This is a genomic window from Rhodococcus sp. NJ-530, from assembly GCF_003860625.1.
Taxonomy (GTDB): domain Bacteria; phylum Actinomycetota; class Actinomycetes; order Mycobacteriales; family Mycobacteriaceae; genus Rhodococcus_F; species Rhodococcus_F qingshengii.
In genome coordinates this window covers 4,098,740-4,115,310 of the sequence record NZ_CP034152.1, presented here as the reverse complement: position 1 = coordinate 4,115,310, position 16,571 = coordinate 4,098,740, and the positions used below count along the sequence as shown (strand labels likewise).

Here is a 16,571-nt window from a genome sequence, read left to right as displayed (position 1 = left end):
GAAGATCACGGCCCCGAAAGTCCAGATTTCCAGGGTGCCGACAAACGTGAGGAAATCCTCATGATTCTGTGTAAACCTTGTCTTGCACGAACGCCCTGACTCCGTCGATTCTCTCGACGAATTCGCGAGCACTTCAGCCGGGCAGCACACCGCAAATCCCACCTCGCCGCAGAGGTGACCAGGAGAGGACGTACGCGTGACGATCGATGACACGACACCTACAGGAAACGGACGCGACTCGAAGGGTGGACGCCGTTTCGGCGTCGATGGGGGACAGTCCCGCACGACCAGCAAAGGTGCCCTCGTCGATTCGCTGAACAACGGCGTTTCCTACGCAATCGCTTTCGGTGGACAGGGCGCTCCCTGGCTCACCTCGCTCGAGGAGCTCAGCCGTGACAACGGACTGGAGCCCGTTCTGACCGATCTGGTCAATGACGCAGCAGCACGCCTCGCGCCCGTCGCGCAGGATCTCCTCGTGGTTCGCCCGGTCGGATTCGATCCGATCGCGTGGATGCTCGAAGCCGAGATCGTCGACGAAGAAGAAGGTGAGAAGTCGGCCGGGCCTTCCGCTGCCGCGCTCACCGCAGCTCCGGTGTCACTCCCCGGCGTCTTCCTCACGCAGCTTGCGGCGTTGCGTGCACTCTCCGCTCAGGGTCTGGATGTAGCCGGTAACCCGCCGGCTGCCGTCATCGGCCACTCGCAGGGCCTTCTGGCCACGGCTGCCGTAGCCGCGCAGGGCAATGACGACGGTGAACTCCTCGCCGTCGCACAGCTCGTCGGTGCTGCTGCCAGCTTGGTCGGCCGTCGCCGCGGCGTCATCGCCGGCGCCTCCGCGAAGCCGATGGTTGCGGTCTCGGGCGTCGATCCCGAGCGTCTCGCGGCCATCGTCGCCGAGCTTGCCGAGGGTGTGGCGCCTGAGCGCGCGGCTGTCCTCGCTATCCGCAACGGCCGTCGCCGCGTCGTTCTCGCCGGGCCGCCCGCTCAGCTGGCACGCGTGCAAGAGCGTTGCGAGCAGATCGAAGCCGAGGAAGCCCGCGAGCGTGAGGGTAAGAAGCGTGGCGGTTCCGTCTTCGCGCCGTCCTTCGATCCGCTCGACACCGAAATCGGCTTCCATCACCCCGCATTGACCGAGGCCGTCGAACTCGTCGGCAGCTGGGCGACCCGTTGCGGTCTCGACGCGGACCGTGCGCGCGAACTTGCGCAGGGTGTCCTCGTCGATCCGGTCGACTGGGTCGAGGCTGTCGACGGCGCAATCTCCGCCGGCGCCAAGTGGATTCTCGATCTCGGACCCAGCGATCAGCTGACCCGTATGACGTCATCTTCGCTGCGTGGACAGGGCATCGGCATCATTGCCGCAGCCACCCGCGGCGGACACCGCAATCTGCTCACCCCCGGTGCAGCACCTGAGGTCTCACGTTCGTGGTCCGAGTTCGCGCCGAAGCCCGTTGCGCTTCCCGGCGGCCGTATCGGCGTCGAGACCGCGTTCACGAAGCTGACCGGTCGTTCACCCATCCTGCTCGCAGGTATGACGCCGACGACGGTCGACGCCAAGATCGTTGCCGCGGCAGCCAATGCCGGTCACTGGGCCGAGCTTGCCGGTGGCGGGCAGGTCACCGAAGAAATCTTCGAAGACCGTGTCGCAGAGCTGAAGATGCTGCTCGAGCCGGGCCGCGCGGTCCAGTTCAACTCCCTGTTCCTCGACCCGTACCTGTGGAAGCTGCAACTCGGTGGCAAGCGCCTCGTGCAGCGTGCCCGTACCGCCGGTGCTCCCATCGACGGCGTCATCGTCACCGCCGGTATCCCGGAACTCGAAGAGGCTGTTGCTCTCATCGACGAGTTGTCCGAGATCGGCATCACCAACATTGCATTCAAGCCCGGCACCGTGGCGCAGATCCGCTCCGTGATCCGCATCGCCAACGAGGTTCCGAACTTCCCGGTCATCGTCCACATCGAAGGCGGCCGCGCCGGCGGACACCACTCGTGGGAAGACCTCGACGACCTGCTCCTCGACACGTACGCCGAGCTGCGTACACGCCCGAACCTGGTCATCTGCGTCGGTGGCGGCATCGGAACACCCGAGCGCGCAGCCGATTACCTGACCGGTCGCTGGTCTGCCGCAGCCGGTTTCCCGGCCATGCCCGTCGACGGCATCCTGGTCGGCACCGCAGCCATGGCGACTCTCGAGGCCACCACCTCTCCCGAGGTCAAGCAGCTCCTCGTCGACACACCCGGTACGCCGGACTGGGTCGGTGCAGGTACCGCTGAAGGCGGAATGGCCTCCGGCCGTAGCCAGCTCGGTGCCGACATCCACGAGATCGACAACGCGGCTTCGCGTACCGGGCGCCTCCTCGACGAGGTTGCCGGCGATTCCGAGGCAGTGGCCGAGCGCCGTGACGAGATCATCGCCGCCCTCGACGTCACCGCCAAGCCGTACTTCGGCGACGTCGAGACCATGACGTACGCACAGTGGCTGCGCCGCTACCTCGAGCTGACCGTCGGCATCGACGCGGCGAAGGAATTCGACTGCGGCGCCGATCTTCAGGACGCCATCGTCGAGGCGACGTCGAGCCCGTGGCTCGACATCACCTGGCGTGCTCGCTTCGGCGAGATGCTCCAGCGCACCGAGGCGCGTCTGCACCCGGTCGACCGCGGCCCGATCCCCACGCTGTTCGCTGACGCCGAGACCCTCGAGCGCCCCGAGGCTGCAATCTGCGCACTGCAGGCGTCGTACCCGGACTACTCGACCACCGTTCTGCATCCCGCAGACGTCTCGTTCTTCATCTCGTTGTGCAAGACGACGGGCAAGCCGGTCAACTTCGTTCCCGTCGTCGACGGTGACGTGCGTCGTTGGTGGCGCAGCGACTCCCTGTGGCAGGCACACGACCCCCGCTACACCGCCGATCAGGTTTGCGTCATCCCCGGCACCGTTGCCGTCGCCGGCATCACCCGTGTCGACGAGCCGGTCGGTGACCTGCTCGATCGCTTCGAGAAGGCGACCTACGACGAATTGGTTGCTGCCGGAACCACTCCGGTTGCACTTGCGAGCCGTCGCCACCAGGATTCCGCACCCGGACTTCTCGACGCCGTTCTCTCGGCTCCCGACCTCCAGTGGGCCGGCCGCCTGACCCAGAACCCCGTCCGTCGTCTCGGCGACCTCGACGAGTGGAGTGCAGAGTCTGCCGACAAGGCAGTTCACGGCACCACCGGTTCCAGTCTGACCGTCGTCGATTCCTCGCACGTGCTGCTTTCGGTTCCGTTGGTGGCAGGCAAGTCCGTCGACATCACGATCACGATCCCCGAGTCCGTCGTCGACGGCGGCGCTCCGGTTGTCACCGAAGCCGATGCCGAAGGTGCGATGTCCGCGCTCCTGGCAGTTGCTGCCGGACAGGAACTTCCGACAGTCAAGAACGGCAAGGCTCGCCTCAACGTCGCGTGGGTTCCCGATCGCATCGCCGATCACGCCGGTGTCACCGGTTCGGGTCTGCCCACCACGCTCAGTGTCAGCGGCAAGGCTGTTCCGGACGTCGTCGTCGGAGCATGCTGGCCTGCAGTGTTCGCAGTCCTCGGCGCAGCCAAGCTCGACAGTCTTTCCGTTATCGAAGGCATGCTCGACCTGGTCCACCTCGACCACACCGTCGACTTCGTCGGTGAACTTCCCTCCGAGACAAGCATTCTCGTGGTCAATGCCGAGGTCGCCTCGGTTCTCGACACCGACCTCGGTCGTGTCGTCGAGGTCAAGGTCGAGGTCGGTGCCATGCTCGGCGAGGGCCTCGACGCCCCCGCAGTCGTCACCATGACCGAGCGTTTCGCGATCCGCGGACGCACCGGTGCAGGCGAACTCGCCGACCCGGCTCGCGCCGGTGGATCGATCAGCGATGCGGCTGTCGACACCTCGCGTCGTCGTCGCCGTGACGCGAAGATCCTCGCTCCGGTCAGCATGGGCGCGTTCGCTCAGGTTTCCGGTGACCACAACCCGATTCACACCTCCGACAACGCCGCTCTGCTGGCCGGCCTCGGAACCCCGATCGTGCACGGCATGTGGCTCTCCGCCGCAGCGCAGCAGGTAGTCACCGCAGTCGACCCGGCCGAGACCCGCGTCCCGCCGCGCCGCCTGACCGCCTGGACCGCCCGCTTCCTCGGGATGGTTCGCCCCGGCGCCGAGATCGACGTCCGCGTCGACCGTGTCGGCATCGACCAGGGCGCGGAAATCGTCGAGGTCGGCTGCCGCATCGACGGCGAACTGGTCATGGTCGCCACCGGCCGCACTGCCGCACCGAAGACCGTCTACGCCTTCCCCGGCCAGGGCATTCAGCGCCCGGGCATGGGCCTCGACGCTCGCGCACGCTCCAAGGCCGCCCGCGACGTCTGGGAGCGCGCGGACAAGCACACTCGTAAGGCACTCGGATTCTCGATTCTCGCTGTCGTGCGCGACAACCCGGTGACCGTCAAGGCCCGTGGTGTGGAGCACAGGCATCCCGACGGTGTCCTGCACCTGACTCAGTTCACCCAGGTGGCCATGGCCGTTCTCGGTGTTGCCCAGGTTGCCGAGCTGCGCGAATCCGGAACCTTCATCGAGGATTCCCTTCTGGCCGGTCACTCGGTCGGTGAGTACAACGCACTCGCTGCTGTCGCCGAGGTTTTCCCGCTCGAAGCACTTCTCGAGGTCGTCTTCCAGCGTGGCTCCGCCATGCACCAGCTCGTTCCCCGTGACGAAGCCGGACGCTCCGACTACCGCATGGCCGCTATTCGCCCGTCGCAGATCGGTGTTTCCGACGACGACGTGCAGGGCTTCGTCGCCGGTGTCGCCGAGTCTTCCGGTGAGTTCCTCGAAATCGTCAACCTGAACCTGCGCGGCAGCCAGTACGCCATTGCCGGTTCGGTAGCCGGTCTCGACGCACTCGAGGTCGAAATCGATCGTCGCCGAGCAGAATTCGGTGGCAAGCGGGCATACATCCAGGTTCCCGGCATCGACGTGCCGTTCCACTCCACCGTCCTTCGCGGTGGCGTGGCGGACTTCCGCGTGTGCCTGCAGGACTTGCTCCCGCACGACATCGATCCGGACATCCTGATCGGCCGCTACATCCCGAACCTGGTTCCGAAGCCGTTCTCGCTGCGTCGTGACTTCGTTCAGGAAATCGCCGACCTGGTGCCGTCCGAGCCGCTGCAGGAAGTCCTCGCAGACTTCGACAGCTACGCAACGCGCACTCACGAGTTGTCCCGCATCATCCTGATCGAGCTGCTGGCTTGGCAGTTCGCCAGCCCGGTCCGTTGGATCGAGACGCAGGACCTGCTCTTCGGTGACGAGTCCGAAGGTGGACTCGGGGTCGAACGCTTCGTCGAGATCGGTCTCGGCGCTGCCCCGACCGTTGCAAACCTCGCGTCGCAGACCCTCAAGCTGCCGGGCCGCTTCGGCTACCCGGTCGAGGTTCTCAACGTCGAGCGCGAAGCCGCGATCGTCTACGGCACCGACGTCGACCCCGCTGTCGATGACGACGACGAGATCGAAGCGCCTGCCGCGCAGGCTGCTCCGGCCGCCGCGGCCGCTGCTCCGGTTGCCGCTGCCGCGCCGGCTGCACCTTCGGGTGGACCGCGTCCGGACGACCTCACCTTCAAGGCGCCCGACGCCACGAAGGTCCTGATCAGCCTGTGGACCAAGCTCCGTCCCGATCAGGTCGGCCCCGCGGACACGATCGAGGCACTGTGCGACGGCGTTTCCTCGCGTCGCAACCAGCTTCTGGTCGACCTCGGCTCCGAGCTCTCCCTCGGTGCCATCGACGGGGCCGCAGACGCCGACATGGGCTCCCTGGGGGCAACCGTCGACAAGCTCGCCCGTACGTACAAGCCGTTCGGACCGGTGCTCTCCGATTCGATCAACGATCACCTGCGTAAGGTCTTCGGCCCCTCGGGCAAGCGTCCCGGCTACATCGCCGACCGCGTCAAGAAGGTCTGGGAGCTGGGCGACGGCTGGGCACATCACGTCACCGCAGCAGTGGCTCTCGGTACCCGTGACGGCGCCAGCATCCGCGGCGGCGACCTCGGTGGCCTGAGCTCCGGCGCACTGGCCGACGCGGCAGCAGTGGACGCAGTCATCGACAGCGCAGTTGCCTCGGTCGGGTCTGCTCGCGGAGTCAGCGTCTCGTTGCCGGCTACCGGCGGCGGAAGCGGCGGAACCGTCGACGCAGCCGCTCTGGGTGAGTTCACCGAGAACATCACCGGTCGCAACGGCGTTCTGGCCTCGGCCGCACGCCTGGTACTCGAGCAGCTCGGACTGAACGAAGAAACGGCAGTCGCGACGGTCGAGGACACCGAACTGGTCGACCTGGTCTCGGCTGAACTCGGCTCCGACTGGCCGCGTCTGGTTGCTCCGGCATTCGACGCGCAGAAGGCCGTTCTGCTGGACGACCGCTGGGCAAGTGCGCGTGAGGATCTCGCTCGCATTTGGCTCGGTGACACCGTGTTGTCGGTCGAGAACTTCATCGGTGCCGGCTCCACCGTCGCCGCACAGGCGAAGTGGTGGGCCACCCGTGCGACCGACGAAGGCCGCACCGCACTCGCCGAGGTCTACACCCGCATCGCTGATGCGGCTGCTGCGGCAGAATCCGACGCACCCGAGTGGGCAGGCGAGGTCGCAGTAGTGACGGGCGCCAGCAAGGGTTCCATCGCGGCAGCGGTCACGGGCAAGCTCCTTGCCGGTGGCGCAACGGTATTCGTGACCACCTCGCGACTCGACGGTCAGCGTCTGGGCTTCTACCGCGACCTGTACCGCGAGAATGCTCGCGCCGGTGCCGCCCTCTGGGTGGTTCCCGCGAACATGGCGTCGTACACCGACGTCGACGCACTGATCGACTGGATCGGCAACGAAGCCACCGAGAACGCAGGCGGCGCAAAGAAGCTCATCAAGCCGGCCATGACGCCGACGATGCTCTTCCCGTTCGCAGCTCCCCGTGTCGGCGGCGAACTCTCCGACGCCGGCGCTCGCGCCGAAATGGAAATGCGCGTGCTGCTCTGGTCGGTGGAGCGCCTCATCGGCGGTCTGTCGAAGATCGGTTACGACAGCGACGTCGACACGCACCTGCACGTGGTGCTGCCCGGTTCGCCGAACCGCGGAACGTTCGGCGGCGACGGTGCTTACGGCGAGGCCAAGGCTTCGCTGATCGCCGTGGTCAATCGCTGGAAGGCCGAGCGCAACTGGGCCGAGCGGGTCACGTTGGCACATGCGGTCATCGGTTGGGTTCGCGGAACCGGACTCATGGGTCACAACGATCCGATCGTCGACGCAGTCGAAGCTGCGGGCGTCCGCACCTGGTCCACCCAGGAGATGGCGACCGAACTGCTGAAGACGGCAACCCGCGAGTCGCGGCGCGCTGCTGCCGAGGCTCCGCTCGAGGTCGACCTGACCGGTGGGCTCGCCGAGGCGAACCTCGACCTCGCCGCACTGGCCAAGGAAGCTGCCGAGGTGGCCGAGATCGCCGAGGCTGTCGACGAAGCAGTGGACGAGTCCAGCATCCTGGCGCTGCCCGCGCCGGCTCGCATCGACGACTCGGTCAAGGCTCCGAGCTGGCCCGAACTGGACGTCACCCCCGCGGACCTCGTGGTCATCGTGGGTGCCGGAGAGCTCGGACCCTACGGTTCCTCGCGTACCCGCTTCGAGATGGAGGTCGACGAGCAGCTCTCTGCCGCAGGCGTTCTCGAATTGGCGTGGAACACCGGACTCATCGTCTGGGAGAACGACCCCAGGCCGGGCTGGTACGACGTCGAATCCGGTGACCTGGTACCCGAGGCGGAAATCGCCGACAAGTACCACGACGCAGTCGTCGAGCGTTGCGGCATCCGTCGTTACGTCGACGAGGGCGCGATGATCGACAACACCGCTCCGCTGCTCACCTCCGTGTTCCTGGACAAGGATCTGAGCTTCGTGGTCGGCAGTGAGGCAGAGGCTCAGGCCTTCGTCGAATCCGATCCGGAGAACACGACGGCGACGGTTTCCGCCGAGTCCGGCGACTGGACGGTCACCCGCCGCGCAGGCACCGAGATCCGCGTCCCGCGCAAGATGAAGCTGACTCGTAGTGTGGGCGGTCAGATTCCGACCAACTTCGACGTCACCAAGTGGGGCATCCCCGCCGACATGGCAGATTCGGTCGACCGCGTCGGCCTCTGGAACATCGTCGCAACGGTGGACGCCTTCCTCACCGGCGGCTTCACTCCGAGCGAACTGCTCCGCTGGGTACACCCGAGCCTGGTCGCCAACACGCAGGGCACCGGCATGGGCGGCATGACCTCCATGAGGAGCCTGTACATCGACACGCTGCTCGGCGAGAACCGTCCGAACGACATCCTGCAGGAAGCGCTGCCGAACGTCATTGCGGCGCACGTCGTTCAGTCGTACGTCGGCGGTTACGGCGCGATGGTTCACCCCGTCGCCGCCTGCGCCACGGCAGCGGTATCCGTCGAAGAAGGCGTCGACAAGATCCGACTCGGCAAGGCGCAGTTGGTTGTTGCCGGCGGGTTCGACGATCTGAGCACGGAAGGCATCATCGGCTTCGGCGACATGTCGGCCACTGCCAAGACCGGGGACATGCATGCCAAGGGCATCGAGGATCGCCGCTTCTCGCGGGCCAACGATCGTCGCCGCGGCGGATTCGTCGAGTCGGCCGGTGGCGGAACGATTCTCCTCGCTCGCGGTGACCTGGCACTCGAGATGGGCCTTCCCGTCCTCGGTGTGGTCGCCTGGGCCGGATCGTTCGCCGACGGTGTCCACACCTCGATCCCGGCACCGGGACTCGGAGCACTGGGCGCCGGACGTGGGGGAGCGGATTCGCAGCTCGCACTCTCGCTCAACGCACTCGGCGTGAGCGCCGACGACATCGCCGTGATCTCCAAGCACGACACCTCCACTGCCGCCAACGATCCCAACGAGGCAGAGCTGCACGAGCGCCTCGCCGGGGCATTGGGACGCAGTGAAGGCGCGCCGATGTTCGTGGTCTCGCAGAAGAGCCTGACCGGTCACGCCAAGGGTGGTGCCGCAGCCTTCCAGCTGATCGGGCTCTGCCAGGTACTGAGCCAGGGCATCGTCCCGCCGAACCGCAGCCTCGACTGCGTCGACGACAAGATGGCCGAATTCGAGCACCTCGTGTGGGCACGTCAGCCGCTCAAGTTCGGTGAGCATCTTCCGCTGCGCGCGGGCCTGCTGACCAGCCTCGGCTTCGGTCACGTCTCCGGACTGATCGCAGTCGTGCACCCGCAGGCATTCGTCGAGTCGGTTCCGGCCGACAAGCGTGACGCCTATGTTGCTGCGGCCCAGCAGCGGACGATCGACGGTCAGCGTCGCCTCGCGAAGGCGATGTGCGGTGGCGACAGCCTCTACGAGCGCCCGGCGGATCGTCGCCTCGGTGCCGACGGAACGCCGGCCAAGGCGTCGCGTCAGCTCGAAGCGGACATGCTGCTGAGCGAGGACGCACGACTCGGCGCAGACCAGGTGTACCGCGCGAATCTGCCCGGCTGCAAGTAGTAGTCACGGTATGGGAGTTCTGGGTATCGGTTTCGACCTCGTGACGGTGTCGGAGTTCGCCGAGCAATTGAACAGGCCGGGAACGGCAATGCTCGACAACTTCACACCGGGCGAGCGTCGAGACGCCGCTACCCGGAGCTCCGAACCGGCACGACATTTCGCCGCCCGGTGGGCTGCGAAGGAAGCAGTGATCAAGGCATGGTCAACTGCTCTCTTCGCCGGCCCACCGGTGCTGGGGGAAATGATCCACAATCAGATCGAGGTCGTCTCGGACGCCTGGGGGCGCCCCGGCATCCGGCTTCGCGGTGACGTGGCCAAACACCTGACCGGAGTGAAGATTCATATCTCGCTCACCCACGACGGGGACATGGCGGGCGCTTTCGCGGTCATCGAATCCGACCCGGAGTAGCACTGCCGCACACGAAAGAGCCGGTCTCCCAAGGGGAGACCGGCTCTTTGTCGTTCGACTAGTCCTTCGTGCGGGATTCCTTCTCGGCGACGAGGAGATACGCGATCATCAACCTTTTCAGTTCGGCGACGGCGTCGGCATGCGACTGACCGTCCTGAACCGAGAAATTGAGCATCGAATACACCACGTGGACAAGAACTTCCGCCATCATCAGGCGACGATCTCGCCGCGTACGAGGCGTCAACGGGCCGAGCATTTTCGCTACGGTCTCGGCGAACTGCTTTTCGTGAATGACTCCGGTTGCCCGCGTGGACGGCGTCGACTGCATCGCCAGCCAGACCTCGCGGCGCGACGGATCTGACGTCCACAGCCCGGCCATGTGATCGACGAAACTGTTCAGGAACCGCAACCAGTCGAGCGAGGGTACTTCGCCGCCGAACTGAGCAAGCTCGTGCTGGACCCCGACGAGGTCCTGGCGGTTCAATTCGCACACGATGACGTACTTGTTCGCGAAGAACTGGTAAAGCGTCCCAATCGGGACGTCAGCACGTGCCGCGACTTCTTCACAGGTGAACGATTCGAAACCGACATCGGTGAGGAGTTCCCGTGACGCAGCCAGGAGTGCGTCGAATTTACGCTGGCTGCGCTCTTGCGTCGGACGCTTGCGCGGCAGCAGTTCCTGCGGTTCTTCGAGGCTCTGGGGATTCTCCAGTGCTGGGTCGACTCGTCGCCGCGCGCGGTGACGAGTCGTGGGCTGCACGTCTTCCAGGCTATCGGTGTTTTCTGTCGAATTTGGGACTTGTGCATTATCCGGTGTCATCGGCCACCTACTTCGGCGGTCGTGATCGGTCGAAACGCACCGCGCAGGTGCGCGCACACGAGTCCCGATGCTGTTGCCACACCTCGATACTAGGTGACCAACTGTCCAGTAGCCGAAGAGGTTGCTGCGCGGTGTGGCGCAACGGCGATCCTGGCGCCTGCCTACGTCCGATTCGGGCAGACTGAGATTCTTCGGGCACACCGAGATTCGATGCCGAGGAGAGGGAGACGATGACGGAAGAACTGCGAACCGCGGTAGGTGAACTCATGCCGCGTGCCCGTGAGGATCTGAGTGCACTTGTGGCGATGAAGTCCGTTGCCGATGCACGGCAGTACCCGCCGGAAGAATGCGCGGCCGCTGCGCATTGGGTCCTGGAGGCATTCCGGGCTCAGGGTTTCGCCGATATCGAGGCGATCGAGACCTCCGACGGTTCGGCCGCGGTTGTCGGGCGTCGACCAGGCCCGGGCGGTGCTCCGACCGTTCTGCTGTACTGCCACTACGACGTTCAGCCGCCCGGAAACGAAGAGCTCTGGGGCTCCCCGCCTTTCACGCTCACCGAGCGCGACGGACGGTGGTACGGACGGGGCGCTTCCGACTGCAAGGGCAACGTCGTCATGCATCTGACAGCTCTGCGAGCGCTCGCCGCAGCCGGTGTGGATCCGAGCGTCCACCTGACGCTCGTCGCCGAAGGATCCGAGGAGATGGGCACTGGCGGTCTCGAGGATCTGGTGCGAGAGCGGCCCGAACTTTTTGCAGCCGACATGATCCTGATCGCCGATACCGGCAACACCGAAGTCGGGGAGCCGACGATCACGACGTCATTGCGCGGGATCGCGAACGTTGTGGTCCACGTGTCGACGCTCGAGGGTGAGATTCACTCCGGTGTCTTCGGTGGACCGGCGCCCGATGCGATCACCGCGCTGGTGCACATACTCTCGACGCTGCACGACAGCGCCGGAAACACCACTGTCGAAGGCTTGACCAACGACCAGGAATGGGCGGGTGTCAGTTATGACGGCGATCAGTTCCGCTCCGACGCCGGGGTGCTCGAAGGGGTGCAGCTGACTGGTTCCGGTTCGGTCGCCGAGCAGGTGTGGGCTCGTCCGGCGCTGACCATCCTGGGTATCGACTGCCCGCCGGTCGTGGGTTCGGCGGCGGCGATCACGCCCCGCGCGTCGGCGCGCCTGAATCTTCGTGTCCCGCCTGGCACGGATCCGGCGCAGGCACAGAAGTTGTTGACGGACCACCTCCGCGCGGCGGCGCCGTGGGGCGTCCACATCGAGGTCGTTCCGGAATCGACGGGATCGCCGTTCTCGTCCTCGACGGAGGGTGCAGGTTTCGCGCAGCTGAAGTCCGCGCTCACCGATGCCTACGGCCGCGAAGTCGGATTTGCCGGCCAAGGGGGATCGATACCGCTGTGCAGTGCACTGGCCGAGCAGTTCCCCGACGCGGAGATCGCGTTGATCGGCGTCGAGGAACCGCAATGCCGCATTCATGCGCCCGACGAAAGCGTCGACCCGTCGGAGATCGAGAATCTCGCTTTCGCGGAGGCTCTGTTCTTGAGCCGGTACGGGAGTTAGACCGACAGATCGCGTCGTAGCTTGGCGACGTGGCCGGTGGCCCGGACGTTGTACTGGGCCACCTCGATCTTGCCTTCCTCGTCGACGAGGAACGTCGAGCGGATGACGCCCTGGACGGTCTTGCCGTACATCTTCTTCTCACCGAACGCGCCCCAGGCTTCGAGCGTCGCCTTCTCGGGATCGGAGAGCAGCGGGAAGGTCAACTCTTCGGTATCGCGGAACTTCGCGAGTTTTGCGGGCTTGTCCGGCGAGATTCCGATGACTTCGAGGCCGGCGCCGTTCAGCTCGGCGAGGCTGTCACGGAAGTCGCAGGCCTGCTTGGTGCACCCCGGGGTGCTGGCCGCCGGGTAGAAGTACACGATGACCTTGCGGCCGCGGTAATCGTGAAGGGAAACCTCGTTGCCATCGGCGTCTGGGAGCGTGAAATCCGGCGCGACGTCGCCGGCGGACAATCTACTGTTCTCGGTCACGGGAATCGAGGTTAGTCGAGAAATTGCGCGGCAGGTGGGCGCGAGGGCATTCTGCTCCTCTACGGTAGAGCGAAGTGTCGGCGCGCTGCGTCCGCACAGCAGACCCGCACACAGAGCAGCAGAACACAGACAAGTTGGAGGACACGTGCCCAGGGACACCGAGAGCATCGAACGCGAGATCGAGAAGGCGCGTAACCAGCTCGCGAGCACACTCGACGAACTGACGGTCCGCACCAACCCGAAGCGGCTGGTCGAGAACACCAAGAAGACGGTGCTCGCCAAGCTCAACGAGCCGGCAGTGAAGTACGCGCTGATCGCAGTCGGTTCAGTGGTGGGAATACTCGTGGTCCGGAAGATCATTCGCTGACCCGAGTTGTCGAAGACAGAACATGAAGAAGGCCCCCACCTGGTGAGGTGGGGGCCTTCTTGCAAGTGCGCCCACAGGGACTCGAACCCCGGACCCAGTGATTAAGAGTCACTTGCTCTACCAACTGAGCTATAGGCGCTCGCTCTTGCGAGACAGAACATTAGCCGACAGGCTCAGGAGTTTGCAAAACGCGTGTTCATCGTGGTGACGATGGTTACATCGCTTCCGGAATTCACGAGTGTGGAGGGTGCGAATCCGGCCAGCGGACGGTGCTTTCCAACTGCTGTGCGACGGCGAGAATGGTCGGTTCACCACCGCTGCGCCCGACCAGTTGGACGCTCAGGGGGAGTCCGCGTTCGGAGAACCCGGCGGGCACAGCGGCCGCCGGGTTGCCGCAGACATTCCAGATCGAACAGTAGGCGGCGATCGGCAACGCCTTGCGGACTGCTGACAGAAGGCCGGTTCCTTCGAGTTGTCCGATCGGGCGTGGCAGCGCGGGCGTGGTCGGCATCAGGACCAGTTCGAAGGTGTCGAAGACCTGGTTGACCGTCGCTGCGATTCGCTCACCTTTGCGGTAAGCGAATTTCCCGACGCGCGCGGGAGCGGCTATCCGGCCGATCGACGCGAGTGCTCGTGTGCGCTTCTCGAGTAACGCTGGATGATCGACGCGCAGTGCTTCGTCGCGGACGCCGCCGAGCACCTGGGGGAGAAATGCTGCAGTTGCGTCCGGGTACTCGGGATCGTGCTCTTCGACGTGATGTCCCAACGCGCTCAACATCTCTGCGATCGAATGCACCGCGGCAACGACCTCCGGGGACGGGCGGACGCCCCGGACCGGACTCCGGGTGGACACTGCAATGCGAAGCGGCCTGGGCGCCGACGCGGCTGACTCGGCAAAGCTGGTGCGGAGCGTTTCGGCTGTGTAGTCGTCGATCCCGGTGGTACCGGTTATCACGTCGTACACGAGCGCGCTGTCCTCGACGGAACGAGTGAGAGGGCCGAGCGTGCCGAGTCCGCGCCAGAGGTTGCGGTTCGGCGCGGTGCTCACCCGACCGCGCTGCGGTTTGAGTCCGAACAACCCGCAGAACGCCGAAGGCAGTCGGATGGAACCGCCGCCGTCGCCTCCGATTGCCGCTGCGACCATGCCTGACGCGACGGCCGACGCAGATCCTCCGCTCGATCCGCCCGTGGATACGCCGGTGTCCCAAGGGTTTCTGGTGTAGCCGTTTGCAGCAGTCTCCGTGAAGGGCCAGATGCCGAACTCGGGCATCGTCGTCTTGCCGACGATCACCGCGCCGGCCTCGCGCAACCGCCGGACGACCTCTGAATCGGCCGATGCGATGCGAGTTGCTGCCGCACCGCCGTACGTCGTCGGCGTTCCGGCGACGTCGTTCTCGTCTTTGATCGCGATCGGAACTCCGTGCAGTGGGCCCAGGCTGTGGCCGTCGGCCTGGCGCTGATCGAGACGTGTCGCTTCGTCGAGCGCTTCGTCTGCGAGAACTCGCACAAAAGCATTGAGCGTCGAATCGAGGCGTTCGATACGGCGAAGTGTGTTCTCGGTGAGCTCGCGGGCCGATATTTCTCCGGACCGGATCAGAGCGGCCTGACCCGCAACCCCGGCAAATGCCAGCTCGCTGCCCGGTGTGGTTTCGCGCTCGGTCATCAATCCTCCAGGCCGTGGTTCCGATAACTGTGAAGTCTATTCACCACAACCTGTTCACCACGACACAAAGAAAAATCCCCACCTTCCGAAGAAGGTGGGGACCTTTGCAAGTGCGCCCACAGGGACTCGAACCCCGGACCCAGTGATTAAGAGTCACTTGCTCTACCAACTGAGCTATAGGCGCTCGCTCTTGCGAGACAGAACATTAGCCGAATCGCCGGTTCGGGAGCAAATCGCCAGGTGGAGGCGTCACCGCTGTAGTCCGATCGGAGGAAATCCGCTGAAAGCGGTAACAAAACGGACGGTTCGGAGCGATTGATACTTGAACGTTACTGACGGCGTGGCCTTTCATGACCGTTGGTAACGAGCGCGCCTGGCATCATTGGTGCAGCGCAGTCATACCGCAAGTCCCACTTGCCTTCCGGTAAGTGGGATTCGCATGTGACGCGGAAGTTAGTCGGAGAAATTGTGAAGCGGAGTCGAACGATGAGTCGTCAAAGGTGGGGTCTGTCCGTGCGCGGGGGAACGGTCGAGCGTCGAAGGGCGCGGCGATGATCGCGGCGTCTCTCGGTGCTCTCGTTCTGATGACCGCGTGCACGTCGGGCGGCAAGGACGTCAGTACCGAAGGGTCGGCGCCGATCGATTCCAATCCGCTCACCGAACTCATCAAGCCGAAGCTCACCTCGACCGCTGCCGACGGCGCTGTCGGCTTCTCGCCGGGCGACCCGGTCAAGATCAACGTCGCTGACGGCGCTCTGTCCGACGTGACGATGGTCAATCAGGACGGTAAGGCAGTTGCCGGCGCGATTGCTGCCGACGGTGCGTCGTGGACCACCACCGAGCCACTCGGCTACAACCGCAAGTACAAAATCGAGGCCCGCGCATTCGGATTGGGTGGCGCAAGTACGACGGTCACGTCCTTCACCACCAGCGCACCCGGAAACGTCACCAAGCCGTACGTCTTGCCCAACGAGGGTGACGTGGTCGGCATCGGTCAGCCCATCGCGGTGCAGTTCGACGAGAACATCCCCGATCGCAAGGCTGCCGAAGCCGCGATCACCGTCACCACGACTCCGGCCGTCGAAGGTGCGTTCTACTGGGTCAACAATCGTGAGGTCCGTTGGCGTCCGGAGAACTACTGGGCACCGGGCACCAAGGTCGACGTGAGCGTCAACGTGTACGGGCGCAATCTCGGCAAGGGAGTCTTCGGGCAGGAAGACGCCAAGAGTTCCTTCACCATCGGTGATGCCGTCATCGCCACGGCGGACGACAACACCAAGCAGGTCACTTTCCAGGTCAACGGTGAGACTGTCATGACCATGCCCACCTCCATGGGCAAGGACAGCACTCCTACCGACAACGGCGTCTACATCATCGGTGACCGCTTCGCGAACATGATCATGGACTCGTCCACGTACGGCGTCCCGGTCACCTCAGCGCAGGGTTACAAGACCCCCGTCGACTGGGCGACCCGAATGTCCTACAGCGGCATCTTCTTCCACTCGGCGCCGTGGTCGGTCGGGCAGCAGGGCTACTCCAACACCAGTCACGGCTGCCTCAACCTGAGCCCGTCCAACGCCAAGTGGGTCTACGACAACACCAAGCGTGGGGACATCGTCGTCGTCAAGAACACCGTCGGCGGCACTCTCTCCGGCACCGACGGCCTCGGTGACTGGAACATCCCCTGGAGCGTCTGGAAGACCGGCAACGCGGACGTCTGAGTGCGTCCCTGAAGCCTTGAACGGCAGAATGCC

General features: G+C 65.1%; 8 protein-coding genes and 2 tRNA genes. 5 read left to right on the top strand and 5 right to left on the bottom strand.

What is annotated here, in order from left to right:
* The first annotated feature begins 196 nt into the window (after nucleotides 1–196).
* Complete coding sequence (locus EHW12_RS19145; RefSeq protein WP_125051490.1) at nucleotides 197–9,508, top strand: type I polyketide synthase; 9,312 nt, start codon at nucleotides 197–199, stop codon at nucleotides 9,506–9,508.
* A 10-nt stretch (nucleotides 9,509–9,518) separates the two neighbouring features.
* A complete protein-coding gene (locus EHW12_RS19140) occupies nucleotides 9,519–9,917 on the top strand; it encodes a holo-ACP synthase (RefSeq protein WP_003945362.1) in 399 nt (132 codons plus the stop codon).
* Nucleotides 9,918–9,975: 58 nt separating this feature from the next.
* Here the strand turns inward: EHW12_RS19140 and EHW12_RS19135 are convergent, their stop codons facing one another.
* Complete coding sequence (locus tag EHW12_RS19135) at nucleotides 9,976–10,677, bottom strand: TetR family transcriptional regulator (protein WP_003945379.1); 702 nt, start codon at nucleotides 10,675–10,677, stop codon at nucleotides 9,976–9,978.
* A 290-nt stretch (nucleotides 10,678–10,967) separates the two neighbouring features.
* Here EHW12_RS19135 and EHW12_RS19130 point away from each other — a divergent pair, with 290 nt between their 5' ends.
* A complete protein-coding gene (locus EHW12_RS19130) occupies nucleotides 10,968–12,317 on the top strand; it encodes a dipeptidase (protein ID WP_007733289.1) in 1,350 nt (449 codons plus the stop codon).
* On the opposite strand, the gene bcp is transcribed toward EHW12_RS19130, so the two are convergent.
* The gene (gene bcp / locus EHW12_RS19125; RefSeq protein WP_007733290.1) at nucleotides 12,314–12,787 is read right to left on the bottom strand and encodes a thioredoxin-dependent thiol peroxidase; all 474 of its coding nucleotides are present in this window, start codon (nucleotides 12,785–12,787) and stop codon (nucleotides 12,314–12,316) included. The two genes, EHW12_RS19130 and bcp, sit on opposite strands and share 4 nt — an antisense overlap.
* Before the next feature lie 145 nt (nucleotides 12,788–12,932).
* Between bcp and EHW12_RS19120 the strand changes: the two genes are divergently transcribed.
* Nucleotides 12,933–13,154, top strand: coding sequence for a DUF3618 domain-containing protein (locus EHW12_RS19120; RefSeq protein ID WP_007733292.1), 222 nt, complete (start codon nucleotides 12,933–12,935; stop codon nucleotides 13,152–13,154).
* A 66-nt stretch (nucleotides 13,155–13,220) separates the two neighbouring features.
* On the opposite strand, the gene EHW12_RS19115 is transcribed toward EHW12_RS19120, so the two are convergent.
* The 3 genes from EHW12_RS19115 to EHW12_RS19105 form a co-directional block, all read right to left on the bottom strand.
* Nucleotides 13,221–13,293 (bottom strand) — tRNA-Lys (locus EHW12_RS19115).
* Between the two features lie 93 nt (nucleotides 13,294–13,386).
* Nucleotides 13,387–14,817 (bottom strand): amidase, encoded by a 1,431-nt coding sequence (locus EHW12_RS19110; RefSeq protein ID WP_125051488.1) that lies wholly within the window; start codon nucleotides 14,815–14,817, stop codon nucleotides 13,387–13,389.
* 111 nt (nucleotides 14,818–14,928) lie between these two features.
* A tRNA-Lys gene (locus EHW12_RS19105) sits at nucleotides 14,929–15,001 on the bottom strand.
* A 367-nt stretch (nucleotides 15,002–15,368) separates the two neighbouring features.
* On the opposite strand from EHW12_RS19105, the gene EHW12_RS19100 reads away from it, so the two are divergent.
* The gene (locus EHW12_RS19100) at nucleotides 15,369–16,538 is read left to right on the top strand and encodes an Ig-like domain-containing protein (RefSeq protein WP_125052658.1); all 1,170 of its coding nucleotides are present in this window, start codon (nucleotides 15,369–15,371) and stop codon (nucleotides 16,536–16,538) included.
* The last annotated feature ends 33 nt before the right edge of the window (nucleotides 16,539–16,571 follow it).

Bases quoted from the DNA above. Each gene is read 5' to 3' on its own strand.
- EHW12_RS19140 (WP_003945362.1), top strand. From the start codon at position 9,519: ATGGGAGTTCTGGGTATCGGTTTCGACCTCGTGACGGTGTCGGAGTTC.
- EHW12_RS19130 (WP_007733289.1), top strand. From the start codon at position 10,968: ATGACGGAAGAACTGCGAACCGCGGTAGGTGAACTCATGCCGCGTGCC.
- EHW12_RS19110 (WP_125051488.1), bottom strand. From the start codon at position 14,817: ATGACCGAGCGCGAAACCACACCGGGCAGCGAGCTGGCATTTGCCGGG.
- EHW12_RS19100 (WP_125052658.1), top strand. From the start codon at position 15,369: ATGATCGCGGCGTCTCTCGGTGCTCTCGTTCTGATGACCGCGTGCACG.